At 60.0% G+C, this 17,790-nt stretch carries 16 protein-coding genes and 1 pseudogene; 11 read left to right on the forward strand and 6 right to left on the reverse strand.

The genetic code is table 11. The features are described 5' to 3' along the window. The first annotated feature begins 35 nt into the window (after positions 1-35). From paoA to paoC, 3 genes are read left to right on the forward strand one after another with little or no spacing between them, the layout of a single operon-like run. Positions 36-659, forward strand: a complete 624-nt coding sequence (gene paoA / locus BMZ46_RS08895) for an aldehyde dehydrogenase iron-sulfur subunit PaoA (protein WP_064600752.1) — start codon at positions 36-38, stop codon at positions 657-659. After that, complete coding sequence (locus BMZ46_RS08900; protein ID WP_074687816.1) at positions 656-1,612, forward strand: FAD binding domain-containing protein; 957 nt, start codon at positions 656-658, stop codon at positions 1,610-1,612. Before paoA ends, BMZ46_RS08900 begins: the two co-directional genes overlap by 4 nt. Further along, the gene (gene paoC, locus BMZ46_RS08905; RefSeq protein WP_074687815.1) at positions 1,609-3,807 is read left to right on the forward strand and encodes an aldehyde oxidoreductase molybdenum-binding subunit PaoC; all 2,199 of its coding nucleotides are present in this window, start codon (positions 1,609-1,611) and stop codon (positions 3,805-3,807) included. The genes BMZ46_RS08900 and paoC overlap by 4 nt, the downstream gene beginning before the upstream one ends. An 84-nt stretch (positions 3,808-3,891) precedes the next feature. Here the strand turns inward: paoC and BMZ46_RS08910 are convergent, their stop codons facing one another. After that, positions 3,892-5,235: a dicarboxylate/amino acid:cation symporter gene (locus tag BMZ46_RS08910; protein WP_074687814.1), complete on the reverse strand. Its 1,344-nt coding sequence runs from the start codon at positions 5,233-5,235 to the stop codon at positions 3,892-3,894. A gap of 108 nt (positions 5,236-5,343) precedes the next feature. Next, entirely contained in the window at positions 5,344-6,399 is a 1,056-nt protein-coding gene (locus tag BMZ46_RS08915; protein ID WP_039770942.1) for a tartrate dehydrogenase, read from the reverse strand. A 136-nt stretch (positions 6,400-6,535) separates the two neighbouring features. On the opposite strand from BMZ46_RS08915, the gene BMZ46_RS08920 reads away from it, so the two are divergent. After that, positions 6,536-7,450 (forward strand): LysR family transcriptional regulator, encoded by a 915-nt coding sequence (locus BMZ46_RS08920; protein WP_039770944.1) that lies wholly within the window; start codon positions 6,536-6,538, stop codon positions 7,448-7,450. On the opposite strand, the gene BMZ46_RS08925 is transcribed toward BMZ46_RS08920, so the two are convergent. Further along, entirely contained in the window at positions 7,447-8,391 is a 945-nt protein-coding gene (locus BMZ46_RS08925) for an aldo/keto reductase (protein WP_074687813.1), read from the reverse strand. The two genes, BMZ46_RS08920 and BMZ46_RS08925, sit on opposite strands and share 4 nt — an antisense overlap. Positions 8,392-8,502: 111 nt before the next feature. Between BMZ46_RS08925 and BMZ46_RS08930 the strand changes: the two genes are divergently transcribed. The 3 genes from BMZ46_RS08930 (at position 8,503) to BMZ46_RS08945 (ending at position 11,100) form a co-directional block, all read left to right on the forward strand. Continuing rightward, positions 8,503-9,273 carry an alpha/beta hydrolase gene (locus tag BMZ46_RS08930; protein ID WP_074687812.1) on the forward strand — a complete coding sequence of 257 codons (771 nt, stop codon included), beginning with the start codon at positions 8,503-8,505 and terminating at the stop codon, positions 9,271-9,273. A gap of 130 nt (positions 9,274-9,403) precedes the next feature. Beyond that, positions 9,404-10,270 carry a CAP domain-containing protein gene (locus tag BMZ46_RS08935; RefSeq protein WP_039770949.1) on the forward strand — a complete coding sequence of 289 codons (867 nt, stop codon included), beginning with the start codon at positions 9,404-9,406 and terminating at the stop codon, positions 10,268-10,270. Positions 10,271-10,671: 401 nt separating this feature from the next. After that, the gene (locus tag BMZ46_RS08945) at positions 10,672-11,100 is read left to right on the forward strand and encodes a nuclear transport factor 2 family protein (RefSeq protein ID WP_074687811.1); all 429 of its coding nucleotides are present in this window, start codon (positions 10,672-10,674) and stop codon (positions 11,098-11,100) included. Positions 11,101-11,167: 67 nt separating this feature from the next. Here BMZ46_RS08945 and mqo read toward each other — a convergent pair whose 3' ends face one another. After that, positions 11,168-12,817: a malate dehydrogenase (quinone) gene (gene mqo, locus BMZ46_RS08950; protein WP_074687810.1), complete on the reverse strand. Its 1,650-nt coding sequence runs from the start codon at positions 12,815-12,817 to the stop codon at positions 11,168-11,170. 433 nt (positions 12,818-13,250) lie between these two features. Between mqo and BMZ46_RS08955 the strand changes: the two genes are divergently transcribed. The 3 genes from BMZ46_RS08955 to BMZ46_RS08965 all read left to right on the forward strand — a co-directional run bounded on the left by BMZ46_RS08955 (position 13,251) and on the right by BMZ46_RS08965 (position 15,571). Beyond that, positions 13,251-13,676, forward strand: a complete 426-nt coding sequence (locus tag BMZ46_RS08955) for a nuclear transport factor 2 family protein (RefSeq protein WP_039770952.1) — start codon at positions 13,251-13,253, stop codon at positions 13,674-13,676. 156 nt (positions 13,677-13,832) lie between these two features. Beyond that, positions 13,833-15,068 carry an AAA family ATPase gene (locus BMZ46_RS08960; RefSeq protein WP_074687809.1) on the forward strand — a complete coding sequence of 412 codons (1,236 nt, stop codon included), beginning with the start codon at positions 13,833-13,835 and terminating at the stop codon, positions 15,066-15,068. Further along, the gene (locus BMZ46_RS08965; RefSeq protein ID WP_052266594.1) at positions 15,065-15,571 is read left to right on the forward strand and encodes a hypothetical protein; all 507 of its coding nucleotides are present in this window, start codon (positions 15,065-15,067) and stop codon (positions 15,569-15,571) included. The genes BMZ46_RS08960 and BMZ46_RS08965 overlap by 4 nt, the downstream gene beginning before the upstream one ends. A gap of 42 nt (positions 15,572-15,613) precedes the next feature. Here the strand turns inward: BMZ46_RS08965 and BMZ46_RS29785 are convergent, their stop codons facing one another. Continuing rightward, positions 15,614-16,477, reverse strand: a complete 864-nt coding sequence (locus BMZ46_RS29785) for a methyl-accepting chemotaxis protein (protein WP_371855266.1) — start codon at positions 16,475-16,477, stop codon at positions 15,614-15,616. Continuing rightward, positions 16,469-17,227: pseudogene (locus BMZ46_RS29790) on the reverse strand (MCP four helix bundle domain-containing protein); the annotation flags it as partial. The pseudogene BMZ46_RS29790 and the gene BMZ46_RS29785, both read right to left, overlap by 9 nt. A gap of 247 nt (positions 17,228-17,474) precedes the next feature. Between BMZ46_RS29790 and BMZ46_RS08975 the strand changes: the two are divergent. Next, positions 17,475-17,789, forward strand: a complete 315-nt coding sequence (locus BMZ46_RS08975; RefSeq protein ID WP_039770957.1) for a DUF2388 domain-containing protein — start codon at positions 17,475-17,477, stop codon at positions 17,787-17,789. The last annotated feature ends 1 nt before the right edge of the window (position 17,790 follow it).

The following is a 17,790-nucleotide window of genomic DNA, read 5'->3' on the forward strand; positions in this document are numbered from 1 at the left end:
TAGAGGAAGCCAAGCCAATGAACGACCATCCGCCAATGGCGATCTCCCGACGCCGTTTCCTGATTCTCGGTGCCGTGACCGCAACCGCGTTCGCGATGCCCCCTTTCATCAGCCTCAAGGCCTACGCGGCCAGCCTGGAGCAACCGGCCATGGCCAAAGTAACCATCGAAGTCAACGGCAAGCCACAGGCGCTGGAGGTTGATACTCGCACCACCCTGCTCGACGCCCTGCGCGAACACCTGCAGCTGACCGGCAGCAAAAAGGGCTGCGACCACGGCCAGTGCGGCGCCTGCACGGTGATCGTCGATGGCCGGCGAATCAATTCCTGCCTGACCCTGGCGGTAATGCAGGACGGCGCCAAAGTCACCACCATCGAAGGCCTCGGCATGCCGGACCACCTGCACCCGATGCAGGCCGCGTTCATCAAGCATGACGGCTATCAATGCGGCTACTGCACGCCGGGGCAGATCTGCTCGGCGGTCGCCGTGCTTCAGGAAATCCGCGACGGCATCCCCAGCCACGCCAGCGCCAGCCTCACCGAAGCGCCGCAACTGATCGCCAGCGAATTGCAGGAACGCATGAGCGGCAACATCTGCCGATGCGGCGCCTATTCGAACATCATCGAAGCCATCAGCGAAGTCGCGGAGGTGCCAGCATGAGAGCGTTCAATTACAGCCGCGCCGACTCTCCCGCCGCAGCCGCCGCTCAAGCTGCACAAATCGAAGGTGCGCGTTTCATCGCCGGCGGCACCAACCTGCTGGACTTGATGAAACTCGACATCGAAACGCCGCAGCAGCTGATTGACGTCAATCACCTGGGCCTCGACCGGATCGAAGCCACCGAAGACGGCAGCTTGCGCATCGGCGCACTGGTGCGCAACACCGATCTGGCCGCCGACAGCCGCGTCCGGAAAGACTACGCGCTGCTGTCCCGCGCTTTGCTCGCCGGTGCATCGGGCCAGTTGCGCAACATGGCGACCACCGCCGGCAATCTGCTCCAGCGCACGCGCTGCCCGTATTTCTACGACACCAATCAAGCCTGCAATAAACGCAATCCCGGCAGCGGTTGCGCGGCGATTGGCGGGGTCAGTCGACAACTCGGCATTATCGGCGTCAGCGACGCTTGCATCGCGACCCATCCGAGTGACATGGCAATTGCAATGCGGGCGCTGGATGCCCAGGTCGAAACGATCAAGGCCGACGGCAGCACGCGACGCATCGCCATCGCGGACTTCCACCAGCTGCCCGGCACCACACCGAATGTCGAAACCAGTCTGACGCCGGGCGAGCTGATTACCGCCGTCACCCTGCCCGCGCCGGTGGGCGGCACCCATGTCTATCACAAGGTGCGCGACCGCTCGTCGTACGCCTTCGCGCTGGTCTCCGTCGGCCTGATCCTGCAGAAGGATGGCAGCGGCCGCATTGCCGTCGGTGGCATCGCGCCGAAACCCTGGAGGGTCGAAGCGGCGGAAGCGCTGCTGCCGCAAGGCGCGAAAGCCGTCAGCGCGCGCCTGCTCGACGGCGCCACGCCGACCTCTGATAACCAATTCAAAGTGACATTGGTCGAGCGCACGATTGCCTCGGTGCTGGCCCAAGCGAGGGACGAAGCATGAAATTCGACACGCCCGCCACGACCAACCCGATTGATCAGTTGAACGTCATCGGCAAACCCACCGACCGCATCGAAGGACCGCTGAAAACCAGCGGCCAGGCGCCTTACGCCTACGAGCAACATGAGGCGGTCAAGAATCAGGCCTACGGCGTGATGGTCGGTTCGGCCATTGCCAAGGGTCGCATCACCCGCATCGATCTGGAGGCCGCCCGCGCCGCGCCGGGGGTGCTGACCATCGTCACCGCCGCCAATGCCGGCAAGCTCGGCAAAGGCCAATACAACGCCGCGCACCTGCTGGCCGGGCCGCAAGTGCAGCACTATCACCAGGCCGTGGCGCTGGTGGTCGCCGAAACCTACGAACAGGCACGGGCCGCCGCGCAGTTGGTCAACGTCGAGTACGCGGCCGACAAAGGTCAGTTTGATCTGGCCAGCGTGCGCGACCAGGGTGTGGAACCGAAAGACGAACTGCCGGACGTCACCCACGGCGATTTCGCCAGCGCTTTTGCCGCCGCGCCCGTGCAGTTCGATCAAACCTACACCACGCCGGATCAGTCCCACGCGATGATGGAGCCCCACGCGACACTCGCCGCCTGGAAAGGCGATCAACTGACGCTCTGGACCTCCAACCAGATGATCGCCTGGAGCGTCGGCGACATCGCCACCACCCTCGGCCTGCCCAAGGAAAACGTGCGGCTGATCTCGCCGTACATTGGTGGCGGTTTCGGCGGCAAGCTGTTCATTCGCGCCGACGCGATCCTCGCCGCCCTCGGCGCCCGTCTGGCGAACCGTCCCGTGAAGGTCGCCCTCGCCCGCCCGCAGATCGCCAACAACACCACCCACCGACCCGCCACCATTCAACGCATTCGCATGGGCGCCACGGCTGACGGCAAACTCACCGCCATCGCCCATGAAGGCTGGTCGGGCAACCTCGCCGACGGCAAGGTCGAAGTCGCGGCGCAGCCGAGTCAGTTGCTCTACGCTGCAGAAAATCGCCTGGTGACCATGCGCCTGGCGCCGCTGGATCTGCCGGAAGGCAACGCCATGCGTGCACCGGGTGAAACGCCGGGGCTGATGGCGCTGGAGATCGCCATGGACGAGATGGCCGAACAGCTCAAACTCGATCCGATCCAGTTCCGCATCCTCAACGACACGCAGGTCGATCCGGTGAAAACCGAGCGGCCGTTCTCCCAGCGACGTCTGATCGAATGCCTGCAAACCGGCGCCGAACGTTTTGGCTGGGATAAGCGCAATGCGACGCCCGGCACCCGTCGCGAAGGTCGCTGGCTGATCGGGATGGGCGTTGCGGCGGCGATTCGCAACAACCTGCTGGTGAAGTCCGGCGCACGGGTACGACTGGAGCGCGACGGCAAGATCACCGTTGAAACCGACATGACCGACATTGGCACCGGCAGCTATACGATCATTGGTCAGACTGCAGCGGAAATGATGGGGGTCAGCCTGGACGATGTGGTGGTGCGACTCGGCGATTCGAATTTCCCGGTGTCGGCAGGCTCCGGCGGCCAGTTCGGCGCCAATTGCTCGACCGCCGGGGTTTACGCGGCGTGCATGAAGCTGCGCGAAGCGGTCGCGGCCAAACTGGGCATGAACGCGGGTGAAGCGCAGTTTGTCGACGGCCACGTGCGGCTGGGCAACCAGAACGTGCCGTTGCGTGACGCCGCGCAACACGCCCCGCTCGAAGTCGAGGACAGCATCGAATTCGCCGACCTCGCCAAGCAATATCAGCAATCGACCTTCGGCGCGCACTTCGTCGAAGTCGCCGTCGATGCCGCTACCGGCGAAGTCCGCGTGCGGCGCATGCTCGCGGTCTGCGCCGCCGGGCGGATTCTCAATCCGAAATCAGCCCGCAGCCAGGTGATCGGCGCCATGACCATGGGCGTCGGCGCAGCATTGATGGAAGAACTCGCGGTGGACCAGCGCCACGGCTTTTTCGTCAACCATGACCTGGCCGGCTACGAAGTGCCGGTACACGCCGACATCCCGCATCAGGAGGTGATTTTCCTCGATGAAACCGACCCGATTTCATCGCCGATGAAAGCCAAGGGGGTGGGTGAACTGGGGATCTGCGGCGTGAGTGCGGCGGTGGCAAATGCGGTCTATAACGCCACGGGTGCGCGGGTGCGGGAATACCCGATTACTCTCGACAAGGTTCTGGATGCGTTGCCTGAGATGATCTGAAACCGAATGAAAAACGCCCGGCGTGAGCCGGGCGTTTTTGTGCCTGAGACGGCATGGCACCTGCGGTTGCTGTATCCGATTCGTCTACCTGGCGGCCACGCGCTCAAGGCCTGGGCGCAGAGATTCGCTGGCGTGGAGAGTGATCTCGGCTTCCAGCACCTGCGCACTCCGTTCCTCGGCTTCGCCATTGAGCGCCCTGTGCATTTTTTCGCTATCGAGCGCCCCGACCCATTTGGCGATGGCCATGGTGCCCACGCCATTACCGATGGTGTTGGTGATTGCCCGAGCCTCCGACATGAAGCGATCGACCCCGAGCAACAGCACCATTCCTGCCACCGGAATCGTGCCGAGCGAGGCCAATGTCGCGGCCAGTATGATGAACCCTGAACCGGTTACCCCTGCCGAGCCCTTGGAGGTGAACATCAACACCGCCAGCACAATCAATTGGTCGGTCAGCGTCAGCGGTGTGTTCGTCGCCTGAGCGATGAAGATCGCCGCGATGGTGTAGTAGATGGCCTGGCCGTCCGGGTTGAAGGTCAGCCCCGAGGGGATGATCATCCCGGCCACCGGTTTCGATACGCCGGCCTTTTCCATCTTCGAGATCATCTGCGGCAGCACCGACTCCGAGGAGCTGGTGCCGAGTACCGTAAACAGCTCTTCCTTGATGAACCTGAGGAATTTCCACAAGCTGAAACCGCTGTAACGGCAGATCGGGCCGAGCACAAAAATCACGAACACCGCACAGGTCAGGTAAACGCAGGCCATCAGTTTTCCCAGCGAAAACAGCGAACTGAAACCGTACTTGCCAATGGTGAAGGCAATGGCGCCGAACGCACCAATCGGCGCCAGACGCATGACCATGTTGACGATTCGAAACATGCCCTGCATCAGACTCTCAAGCGCATCGACAAACACCTTGCCACGCGGCCCGACATGGGCCAGGGCGATGCCCAGCAGGATCGAAAACAACAGGATTTGCAAAACATTGCCCTTGGCAAATGCATCGACGATCGTGTCGGGGATGATGCCCATCACAAAATCCATGAACGACGCATGTTTGGCCGCTGTGGTGTACGTCGCCAGGCTGCTGGTGTCGAGACTGGCGACATCGACATTCATGCCCGCGCCAGGCTTGAACACGTCCACCACGATCAGCCCGATGACCAGCGCCAGCGTCGACACCACCTCGAAATAAATCAAAGCACGAAAGCCGACCCGACCCAGCTCCTTCATGTTTTCCATGCGGGCGATACCGGTCACCACCGTGAGAAAAATCACCGGTGCCAGCAGCATTTTGATCAGTTTGATGAAGGCGTCGCCCAAGGGTTTGAGCGCGGTGCCGGTCTCGGGCACCAGCACGCCGATGAGTGCGCCGAGGATCACGGCGACAAGGACTTGTACGTAAAGTTTGCCGAATATTCTTTTCATGACAGGGCCCTGATTTTTTATTGTTGTCAGGAAATGCCGAGGGGCGCGATACGCCCCTCGGCGGTGTGCCGCAGTACTGATTTGAATTGCAGAGGGATCAGCGGTTGATCAGCGGTTGATCAGCGCGATCACCGCGTCGGTGACTTGGCGCGTCGTGGCGGTGCCACCCAGATCCGGGGTGTGCAGACCGCTTTCCGTGACTGCCTCGATTGCCGACATCAGGTGTTTGGCGGCTGTTTTTTCGCCCAGATGCTCAAGCATCATCGCGGCAGTCCAGAACGTCGCGATCGGATTGGCCACGCCTTTGCCGGTGATATCAAACGCCGAGCCGTGGATCGGCTCGAACATCGAAGGGAAATCACGCCCTGGATTGAGGTTGGCCGTGGGCGCAATGCCGAGGCTGCCGGACAACGCAGCGGCCAGATCAGACAGAATGTCGGCGTGCAGGTTGGTCGCGACAATCACGTCCAGCGTCGCCGGCTTGAGCACCATGCGAGTGGTCACGGCATCGACCAGTTCCTTGTCGATCTTCACGTCCGGAAAGTCCTTGGCGACTTCGTAGAAGATTTCGTCCCACAGCACCATGCCGTGCCGCTGGGCATTGGATTTGGTGACCATGGTCAAATGTTTGCGCGGGCGGCTTTGCGCCAGTTCGAAGGCGAAACGATGAATGCGCTCGACCCCGGCACGGGTGAACACCGACACTTCGGTCGCCACTTCTTCCGGCAAGCCTCGATGAACGCGGCCGCCGTTGCCGGAATACTCGCCCTCGGAGTTTTCCCGGACCACGACCCAATCGATCTGCTCACCGTTGTGCAGCGGACTTTTCACCCCCGGCAGCACGCGGGCCGGACGCACGTTGGCGTATTGATCGAAACCCTGGCAGATCGGCAGACGCAGGCCCCACAGGGAAATGTGATCCGGCACATTGAGTGCGCCGACCGCACCGAAGAAAATTGCGTCGAAGGTTTTCAGTTCCTGCAAGCCGCCTTCAGGAATGTAGTGACCGTTTTTCAGGTAGTTGTCGGAGTTCCAGTCGAAGTGTTTGAAATCCAGTTCAAAACCGGATTTTTTCGCCAGGGCTTGTAGTACTTCGACGCCGGCGGCAATCACTTCCACACCAATGCCATCACCCGGAACCGCTGCAATCTTGTATGCACTCATGGTCAACTCCACTCTCTTCACGTTTTTGTTTTGCCTGCCGGACAGGGCTGTCAGGCGGGGTGTGATCGGAGTATATGTAGTGACCAGAAAGCGGTGAGTTACAGAAAATCACTACATCCATAACTTTGAGTTACCAATGAGCCAGACCCTCGATCTGTCGTTTTTTCATTTGCTGGCCAACAAAGGCAGCCTGGCCGCCACGGCTCGGGAATTGGGTGTGACGCCTCCAGCCGTAAGCAAACGCCTGAGTGCGCTGGAGGCTCGTCTGGGTGTGCGGCTGGTCAATCGCACCACGCGCTCAATGAGTCTCACGGCAGAAGGCGAACTGTATTTTTCCCATGCGGCGCGGATCCTGACGCAGATCGACGAGGTCGAGCAGTTGATCGGCGCCAGCCGGGCAACCCCTAAAGGGCTGATCCGGGTCAATGCCTCGCTGGGCTTTGGTCGTCGCTACATCGGTCCGGCCCTGGCGGCGTTTTTTGCCCGATACCCGGAGGTGGAAATCCAGCTGGAAATCAGCGACCACCCACTGGATCTGACGACCCACGGCTTTGATCTGGGGATCCGTTTCGGCACCCTGCCCGACGCGGCATTTCATGCCCGCAAGATCGCCTCCAACCGCCGCTTGCTCTGTGCCTCGCCGCTGTATCTGGAGAAACACGGGGTGCCACAGAAACTGTCGGACCTGCCGCAACACAACTGTATATTCCTGCGGCAGAACGAAACGCCCTACGGCGTCTGGAGTTTCACTGACGGCGGACGGACGCAAAACATCAAAGTGCGCGGTGCCCTGGGTTGCAACGATGGTGAGGTGGCTTTGAATTGGGCCCTGGAAGGCTATGGCATTCTGCTGCGTGCCGAATGGGACATCGCCCGCTACGTGCGCAGCGGCCGTTTGCGCCTGGTTCTGGAAGACCAGACCCCGACCCGCGCCGATGTGTACGCGGTGTATCCGCAACAGCTGCACCTGTCGGCACGGGTTCGCAGCCTGATCGATTTTCTGGTGGAGCGCTTCAAGCACATCGACAATCTGGATGACCCAGGCGACTAACTGACCAAGGCAATCAACTGCTGACGCTGCGCATCGGTCAGCATCAGCCCGAACCCGGCGCCGGCGTTGTCGGCCATGTACAGCGGATTGCTGGTGCCGGGAATCACACAAGTCACCGCCGGATGCGCCAATAGAAATTTCAGCGCCAGTTGCGGCCAGCTTCTGGCCCCGACTTGCGCCGCCCAGCCTGGCAGCGGTTTGCCCTTGAGCCGCGCGAGCAGGTCGCCACCGCCGAATGGCCGGTTGCAGATCACCGCCACCCCACGCTCGCGGCACAGCGGCAGGATGCGCTTCTCGACCCCGCGATCATCGAGCGCGTAGTTGATTTGCAGGAAATCCAGCGGCTCGGCCTTGAGCACCGCTTCGACCTCGTCATAGGCCGAAGGCGTGTAGTGGGTGATGCCGATGTAGCGGATGCGGCCCTGCTCTTTCCAGTCGCGCAGGGTCGGCAGGTGGGTTTGCCAGTCGAGCAGGTTGTGGATCTGCATCAGGTCGATGCGCTCGGTGCGCAGCAGGCTGAACGACTGCTCCATCTGCGCAATGCCCTCTTCGCGGCCACGGGTCCAGACCTTGGTCGCCAGAAATGCCGGTGAGCGCGGTTCATGGATCGACAGCAATTCACCGGTGGTTTCTTCCGCGCGGCCGTACATGGGCGAGCTGTCGATCACCGTGCCGCCCTTTTTGAACAGCTCGCCGAGCACCGCCGGCAATTGTTTGTAGACCGGATCGCCAGGGCCGACGTCGAAACCGCGATAAGTGCCCAACCCCACCAGCGGCAGTGGCTCGGAGCTCGAAGGGATGGCGCGGGTCTGCATGGTCTGGGCTCCTGTGGCGTTCGGCGACGTAATGGCGGCCAGCGCCCGGTCAAAGGTGAAAACCGCTGACACCCCGGCTGCCAGCGTCAGCAACCGGCGGCGGGAATATCCCTCAGTGTGGTTCATGCTGGCGCCCTTGCCCTGTGGATCTGTTGCACCTTGTGTTTGGATGCAGCCCGCAAAACCGTTGGACTACACTGCGACAGCCAACCTGCGCGCCCGGTTAACGTTAGTCGAATGTCCAGAACCCTGTTGTCACTCGTCGCATTGATCCTCGCCGTGTACTTGATCCTGTGCGCGGCGCTGTTCGTGTTTCAGCGGGCGCTGATCTATTTTCCGCAGCCCGCCGCCCTCGATTCGCCGGAGTCACGGTTGACGCTGGCCATGCCCGACGCCGAGATCCGCGTGACGGTGCGCGAGCGCGCCGGCCCCAGAGCGCTGATCTATTTCGGCGGCAATGCCGAGGATGTTTCGCGCAATCTGCCGGAGTTTTCCGAGGCGTTTCCTGACTATTCGCTGTATCTGCTGCATTACCGGGGTTTTGGTGGCAGCGGCGGTTCGCCCTCCGAAGAAGCGATCGCCGAGGATGCGCTGGCGCTGTTCGATCAGGTATATGCCAGTCATCCGCAGGTCGCGCTGCTGGGGCGCAGCCTCGGTTCCGGGGTCGCGGTGCGGCTGGCCAGCCAGCGACCGGTGGAACGGTTGATTCTGGTCACGCCTTACAACAGCCTCGAGGAAATCGCCGCCCGTCAATACCCGTGGGTGCCGGTGCAGTGGTTGCTCAAGGATCGTTTCCGGTCGGGCCAGTACGCGGCGCACATCCGCGTGCCGACGTTGCTGCTGGCGGCGAGCGACGACGAGGTGATTCCACGGGCCAGCACCGAGCGCTTGCTGCACAGTTTTCCCGACGGTGTGGCCACGCTCAAAGTGGTGGCGGATTCGGCACACAATTCGATTTCCGAACGGCCGCAATACCTGCAATGGATCGAGGATGCGTTGAATCGCTGAGCACTTCGTCGGCAGTCGATGAAACCCGGCGCTGCTTCGTGAACCAAGTGCAAAAAGGCCAGTCCTACCCGCGCCGCGTTCTGCGGTTCACTTTCCTTCAGCCTTGTCTTTGTTCAGAGCTTTGCGTCCCATGCGCCACGCCGTTCGTTCGTCTCGCTTCGTTTCGCTGTGCCTGTTGATCCTTTCTCCCCTGCTTTCTCCCTCTGCCCACGCCGGCGCCGAGCGGCAACTGGTGGCCGCCATCAACGACTACCGCGCCCATCCGCAACGTTGTGACCGTCGCCCGGCCCAACGGCTGGCGCCGCTGACGTTGAAGTCGAATCTGGCGTTGCCGGTCGGCTATGGCTACGGCGGTGGATTGCGCGAACGATTGAAAGACTCCGGCTATGCCGCCGTGGCGGTGCGCAGCATCCGGATCGTCGGCGCACAGGACGCCGAAGAGGCGTTCGAAATGCTGCAAGACGATTACTGCGGCGCGCTGCTCGACGGTCAATACGCCGACATCGGCATCAGCCGCGCCCGCAGCGAATGGCAGGTGGTGCTGGCCCGGCCGGTGCTCGACAGTCGCGTCGGCGACAACCGCAGTGTCGGCAAGGCCTTGCTGGCCGAGGTCAACGCCGCCCGCGCCCGACCGCGCATGTGCGGCCGCCAGCGCTTCGCCGCCGCCCGCCCGTTGAGCTGGAACCCGGCCCTTGGCGCCGCCGCCCAAGGGCACAGCAAGGCCATGGCCTACGGCAACTACTTCGCCCACCGCGACCCGGACGGCGACGGCCCGGCAGATCGCGCCCGTGCGGCCGGCTACCGTGGCCGGCAGATCGGCGAAAACATCGCCGCCGGACAAAGCTCACCGGGCAAGGCCATGGCCGGCTGGCTGGCCAGCCCCGGACACTGCGCCAACCTGATGAACCCGATGTTCACCCAGGTCGGCGCCGGATATGCCAGTGAGGCGCGCAGTGATGAAGGGGTTTACTGGACGATGCTGTTCGGGGCGCCTTGATCAGGTTCCTTTCAAAACGTTGAAGAACGCTGCATGCCGCAACGCAACAGCTGATCGTCAGACCGGAGAAATCGTGGCAAGGACGCCAATCATGATGGTCAACACAAGAAAGCCGCCGAGGAAAATCGCCATCTTAGCCATGAAGGCCTCCTGAATACTGAATGTCCGGCGCACCGGGCGCTTCGGAATGAAGCGCGTCGCGTATGGCCGAACGGCAGGGCCATTTTGGGCCCGTGGCTGAGATGGTTACAGATGCAGATTCGACAGGAAAAAGCGGATCAGATGGATCGGGCTGACGCATGGGGCGATATTCAGATCGGTACAGAGGGTTTCCATCGCGCCGCTTTGATCTAGAGTCATGGGCGCCGCGCCAAGAACAACAAAAATACAGGAGTGAAACCATGTCCGATTTGAACCTGCACACCAACGCCGCCGAATCCCTGAACCGCTGGCACGAAATGATCCGCACCGGCAATCTCAAGGCCCTGCCCGAATTGCTCGGTCCCAAAGCGGTGTTCCGCTCGCCCATGGCCCACACGCCTTATCCAGGCGCGCCGGTGGTTTCGATGATCCTCAATACCGTGTTCGAGGTGTTTGAAGACTTCAAATACCACCGTGAACTGGCGACAGCCGATGGCCTGAATGTGGTGCTGGAATTCAGCGCCAAAGTGGGTTCAAAAGAGCTCAAGGGCATCGACATGATCCGCTTCGATGAACAGGGCAAGATCGTCGAGTTCGAGGTGATGGTGCGGCCGCTGAGCGGGTTGCAGGCGTTGGGCGAAGAGATGGGACGGCGGTTGGGAGCTTATCTGGCGGCCGCCAAAGCCTGAAACCCGGACACAAAAAAGCCCACTGACCGTCGCCGGTTCAGTGGGCTTCTTGTGTCAGGCGTCTGAATTACAGAGCCATGTCACGTGCAGCGCTTTCTTTCGGAGCCGGGGCTTTTTCAGCCGAGGCGTCCGCCGCTGGAGCTGCAACCTGGCCAATCACCGGAGGGGTTGGCAGTTGCAGGATCTTGGCGGTGTAAGCCCACTCTTCAGCCACTTTGGCTGGATCGTTGTTCAGCTGGGTGCCGTAGCTTGGAACGATCTGGTGCAGTTTGGCTTGCCACTCAGGGGTAGCGACTTTGTCTTTGAAGACTTTCTGCAGCACGCTCAGCATGATCGGTGCAGCGGTCGATGCGCCTGGCGATGCGCCCAGCAGACCGGCGATGGAGCCGTCTTTCGAAGCAACGATTTCGGTGCCCAGTTTCAGCACGCCGCCAGCGGTTTCATCACGCTTGATGATTTGCACGCGTTGGCCGGCTTGCCACAGGCGCCAGTCTTCGGCTTTGGCGTTCGGGAAGTATTCCTTCAGCGCGTTCAGACGGTCTTCATCCGACAGCATCAGTTGACCGGCCAGGTACTCGACCAGCGGGTATTCCTTGATGCCGACCTTGGTCATAGGCCAGATGTTGTGGGTGGTGGTGGTGGTCAGCAGGTCCAGGTACGAACCTTCTTTCAGGAACTTGGTGCTGAAAGTCGCGAACGGGCCAAACAGGATGACGCGCTTGCCGTCCAGGACACGGGTGTCCAGGTGCGGAACGGACATCGGAGGCGCGCCCACCGAAGCTTTACCGTAGGCCTTGGCCAGGTGCTGTTCGGCGATGGCCGGGTTATCGGTCACCAGGAACGAGCCGCCTACCGGGAAGCCAGCGTATTCCTTGGCTTCTTCGATACCGGACTTCTGCAGCAGGTGCAGGGCACCGCCGCCGGCGCCGATGAACACGAACTTGGCGTCGGTTTCAGTCTTGGTGCCGTCTTTCAGGTTCTTGTAGCTGACGCGCCAGGTGCCATCGGCATTCTTGGTGATGTCCTGTACTTCGCTGGACAGCTTCAAGTTGAAGTTAGGCTTGGTCTGCAGGTAACCGGCGAACTGGCGGGTGATTTCGCCGAAGTTCATGTCGGTACCCAGCGGGCTCCAGGTGGCCGCGATTTTCTGGTTCGGGTCACGCCCTTCCATCATCAGCGGAACCCACTTCTTGATCACAGCCGGGTCTTCGGAGTACTGCATGCCGGCGAACAGCGGGCTCGCTTGCAGGGCTTCGTAGCGTTTTTTCAGGAACTTGATGTTGTCATCGCCCCACACGAAGCTCATGTGCGGAGTGGTGTTGATGAACGAACGAGGGTCCTTCAGGACGCCTTGACGAACCTGCCAGGCCCAGAACTGACGGGAGACCTGGAACGCTTCGTTGATCTCGACGGCTTTCGGGATGGTGACATTGCCCTTGTCGTCTTCCGGGGTGTAGTTCAACTCGGCGAGCGCCGAGTGACCGGTACCGGCGTTGTTCCAGCCGTTGGAGCTTTCCAGGGCGACGCCATCGAGGCGCTCGACCATTTCCATCGACCAGGTCGGTTCCAGCTCATTGATCCACACACCCAGGGTGGTGCTCATGATGCCGCCGCCGATCAGCAGGACGTCGACTTTCTTCGCTTCTTCGGCATTGGCGGAAGACATCCCCATCGCCAAAGCCAGCCCCAGCAAGGCTGTGTTCACTTTTTTAAACATCTGTTGCACCTATGATAAAACGCCTTCCGCCCGCCGCTGTTGTACGTATGAGGTCCCCTCTTTAGCGACACTCAGGCCAGCGTCGCGGGTTCCGGCACACTTCAATTTTGACGGGTGGGCACACAAGACCGACAGGCAGTGTCGACCTCAGTTATATGTCCCTTCTGAACTGACTTCTTATCATTATTGGCTTCAGCTACTTGAGCGACAGGGGTTCTGCCTGGCCCGCCGAAAAGCGCACCAGACTGAATTGGGTCAAAACAAGTGGCGCGAAGAATATCACGTCATGGCAAACCCGCGCGTCTGTTCGCGACCGGATAGTTTTCGATTGGTTCCTCAAGCGCTTTCTAACGCCGATGAATTCCTGCTAAGTTGTACGACGACTGACAAATATTTCGGTCGCTCTCATCACCTACAACAACAAGGAATAGCCATGAACAAAACCAGATTGCTGCTCGTTCTCGCCTGCCTCTTCAGTGGTTACGTCGCCGCCGCCCCGGCGGAACAGGATGTCGCCCAGGCCGTCGATCACCTGACCCAGGCGATGCTGCACAAGGACATCGCCGAACTGAACGCCCTGACCGCCGACAACCTCACCTACGGCCACTCCAGCGGCAAGATCCAGGACAAGAAAGCCTTCATCGCCGATATCGAAACCGGCAAGAGCGCGTTCAAGACCCTGGAGATGCAGAACCAGACCATCACCCTGTCCGGGGACACCGCGCTGGTACGCCATCACTTCTCGGCGCAGGCCCTCAAAGGCACCGAAGTCGTGCCGACGGAAATCGAGAACTTCCAGATCTGGCAGAAGCAGTCTGGCAAGTGGTTGCTGGTGGGGCGTCAGGCGTACAAGTTCTGACTGAAGCAGAAGGCTCTGTCGAGTACCTCGTCAGAGCTCTCTCCCTGGCAGCACTTCCCCTACCTGCCATTTGGCTCCAATTTGCTCCTGCCGTTTGTCCCCTGCCCTGATATGCTGCATCGCTAAACCGTACAAGCTCGTCCTATGGAGTGATCAATGACCCGACTACGCGTCAAGCATTTCGGCCCTATCCGCGATGGTGTTAAGAACAATGGCTGGATAGAGTTCAAACGCGTGACGGTTTTCGTCGGTAATCAGGGCTCCGGGAAGAGCACGCTGGCCAAGCTTTACTCGACATTCTCCTGGATAGAGAAGTCGTTGGTGCGGGGTGATTACGATAAGAAATGGTTTGAACGAAAGAACAAATTCATCAAACCGTATCTGACCTATCACAGGCTGGAACACTACCTCTCCGATGCAACAGAGATCGAATACGAGGGCGAGGCCTACTCGATTTTTTTCATTAGGGGACAGCTGCATATCACTGAATCAAAAGGTAGTAGCTACCATCTACCTCAGATCATGTACGTGCCTGCCGAGCGCAACTTCATCTCCTATGTCAGACACCCTCGCGAGCTAAAACTGTCCTCTGACTCTCTCAAGGAATTCCTGACCGAATTCGATGCTGCAAAAGCCAGTATGAAAGGCACTTTGTTATTGCCTATCAATCAGGCAGAACTCGAATATGACAAGCTCAACGATATCCTCAATATTCGTGAGTCCGACTACAAACTCAGGTTGGCAGACGCCTCCAGTGGCTTTCAGTCTGCCGTGCCATTGCATCTGGTAAGCCACTACCTGTCCAACGCGGTTCAAGAGCGTAGCGAAGAGCGGCAGGAAACCATGAGCGCCGATGAGCTGGATCGCTTCAGGAAAGAGGTTAAAGAGATCTTTGCCATTGATTCGCTGACAGAAGAACAAAGGCGCATTGCTCTCTCCACGCTATCCTCCAGATTCAACAAGTCAGCGTTCATCAACATCGTCGAAGAGCCTGAGCAGAACCTTTATCCCCAGTCACAATGGAGCGTTTTGCAGAGTCTTCTGCAATTCAACCAAGGCCGGGCCAACCGCCTGGTGCTGACAACCCACAGCCCATACGTAGTGAATTACCTGACCATTTCGGTACAAGGCAAGCACCTGCAAGACAGCATTCTCCAGAAAAAGCGCGACAAGGATCTACTCCCTAAACTCTCCGCCGTTATTCCTTTGCATGCCTTGCTAGACGCTGAAGAGTTGGCGATATACCAAGCCGATGAAAGAACAGGATCGATCACGAAACTGCCTATGGTTGATGGCATTCCTTCCGATGACAATTTTCTGAACAGATCCTTGCAAGAAGGCAATGATTTATTTGACGCACTCCTCGATATCGAGGAGGAGCTTAAAGGGTGAATTTTCTTGATATCCGCTGCCAGACAGGCCCGTTTACTGATGCCGAATTTGGACTACGCGACGATCAAGAGCACCCTCTCGCTTATGTCGACTTGGACAATTCGAAAGAATGGGTAGCCACGGTATCGAACCCGCTCCAAAGAACGATCGTCTTTACCGCAATTGACAAATGCGTGATCAAAGACGCTGAGGAAATAGGTCGGGATCGATGTGACTGCATGCTGAGGACTGATGACGCGCTGTACCTTGTAGAGTTGAAAGACCGAGATGGAGGGGGCTGGCAAGGACAAGGGATCAAACAATTGGAGTCTACAATTCAATTTTTGATTGATGCACACGGCGAGCAATTCCTGGCTAACTACCACCCCAAAATTGCCTACGTCTGCAACAAAAAGTCCCCCTTCGTTAAACCAGAACTCAATGCGAAGAACCGCTTCAAGAAGTACAACTTCAGATTGAAGGTTGAGGCGACCATTAATGTACGGCGAAAAGCGGATCAGTGATCCGCTGGCTCATCTCACCTTGAGCAGATACTTACATTCCCCTCACAACCGAAACCGGTCCACCGACTGCGCCAGCCGCCCCGCCAGACTCGACAGCTCGTCCGTGGTATTGGCCGTCTGGCCGATGACCTTGCTGTTGCCCTCCGACATGCCCGCGATCATTTCCACCTGATGGGCGATCTCGTTGCTCGCCTGGCTCTGTTCGCCGATGGTGCGGGTGATGTCGTTGACCAGCTGCGTGGTGCTGAGAGTGGCCTCGAGGATTTCGCGGATGGCGCGTTCGACGTCGGCGGTGACCGCCATGCCTTTGTCGACCTGGGCGACACCGGCCTCCATGCTGCTGACGGCCTCGCGGGTGCTGTTCTGGATGCGCGCGACCATCGCGGCGATTTCCTGGGTCGAGGCGCTGGTGCGCGCAGCCAGACTGCGCACCTCATCGGCCACCACCGCAAAGCCCCTGCCCTGCTCACCCGCCCGGGCCGCCTCGATAGCTGCGTTGAGCGCCAGCAGGTTGGTCTGGTCGGCGATGCTCTTGATCACCTGGATGATGTTGAAAATGCCTTCGGATTCCTGATCGAGGGTGCGGATCACTTGCGCCGATTGCTGGGCGGAACGGGCGATGTCGTCCATGTCGCTGACGACCTGATGGATCACCTGTCCGCCATTCTTCGCCAGTGACTCGGCCTGGCTGGCCATGTCCAGTGCACGCTCGGCGTGCCGGGTGATTTCCTCGATGCTCGCGGTCATCTGGCTCGCGGCGGCGGCCATGGTGCCGGCGGCGGTGCTTTGCTGCTGACTGCTGTCGGCCACCTGATGGCAGCCGTGGCTCAATTGTTCGCTCATGCCGCTGACGCCGTGGGCGTTGCGCCGCACCACGTCGATCATGTCCCGCAGGTCGCGCTGCATCGTGGCCAGCGTGCGGATCAGCGCACTGGCTTCGTCCTTGCCGGACGGTTCGGCGATCGGCTCGCTGAGGTTGCCGTGAGCAATGCTTTCGGCGATGCGGCTGGCGGATTTCAGCGGCCCCATGATGCTCAGGATCACCCAGCGGCCCTGGGCCAACAGCAGCAACAGACTGGCGACCAGGACAATGCCGAGAGCGATATTGGCATTGTGGATCGCCGCCTCGGTGCCTTCGCTGGTTTGCCGGGTATTGGTTTCGATCAGCTCGCTGAGAGCGGCCATCTGTTCTTCGAGCTGGCTGAACGCGGTATTGAAGGTCCCCAGTTGCTGCTGGGCGCTGTCCGGATCTTCCAGTGCAAGACCGACGATCTGCTCGCCGGCGCTGATGTAGGTGTCGAGGCTAGGCTTGATCTGCTCGAGCGCGGACTTGATCGTGGGATTGACCGGCAGTTTGAGGTTTTCACCCAGCACCTCGCGAAAATGCGCCGCATGCTCTTCGACCGAACTTCGCACCTCGTCCGCCGAACTGGTGCTTTTGCCCAGCCCCACCAGCATCGCCGAATACACGTCCGCGCGCAGGGCGTCGTGCATCATGTCGGCTTCCATGTGGTTGCGCAGCGCGCTCATGCTGACCGCGTTATCACTGACCGCCGAAGCCATCCGCTGATTGCCCACATAACTGACTAGGCTCACGATCAGCGCCGTCAGCAGGCTGGTCGCAATCAGCAACACCAAACGCAGTTTGATCGACACCGTGATTTCCTCCCAGGCTGCGCCACACGGCGCCTTTCAACGCTTCAGTTAAGCCTATTTCCATGAACCCGCTGCGTTAGAGCGTCTCAGCGTGTGTCGTTACATTCAGTAAAAATGCCGCACTGTGCGACGGTTCTCATTCAGCCCCCTACGGCCTGAGCCGACTTACGGAACTCCCGTGCCCGCCGACACCTCTCACATTATGTGGTACTTCCTTTTCGCTTTACGCTGCTGGAGGAACACCGTCATGCGTCGTTTACTACTGGTTTCGTCTCTTATGCTGTGCCTGCCTTTCGGTTCGGCTTTCGCCCGCGTGGATGCGGGGGATGTCGCGACTTCGGCCGGCGTTTCCGCCTCGCTGTATTCCACGTTCAAGGATCACAAAATGGTGATTCCGGCCCGTGACGACTTGTCGGCATTCGTCGCCAGCGGCGGAACGATCCGTGGCGTGTACCTGGAATCGGTACTGCAGCAGGTGCGTCAGGACAATCCTGGGCTGAACGCCAGCGATGAAGAGCTGGCCAACGCCATCCTGGTTCACTACGAAGGTCTGTCGCAGTAAC

Source organism: Pseudomonas sp. NFIX49, from assembly GCF_900115915.1.
In the GTDB taxonomy this organism is placed as follows: Bacteria; Pseudomonadota; Gammaproteobacteria; order Pseudomonadales; family Pseudomonadaceae; genus Aquipseudomonas; species Aquipseudomonas pharyngis.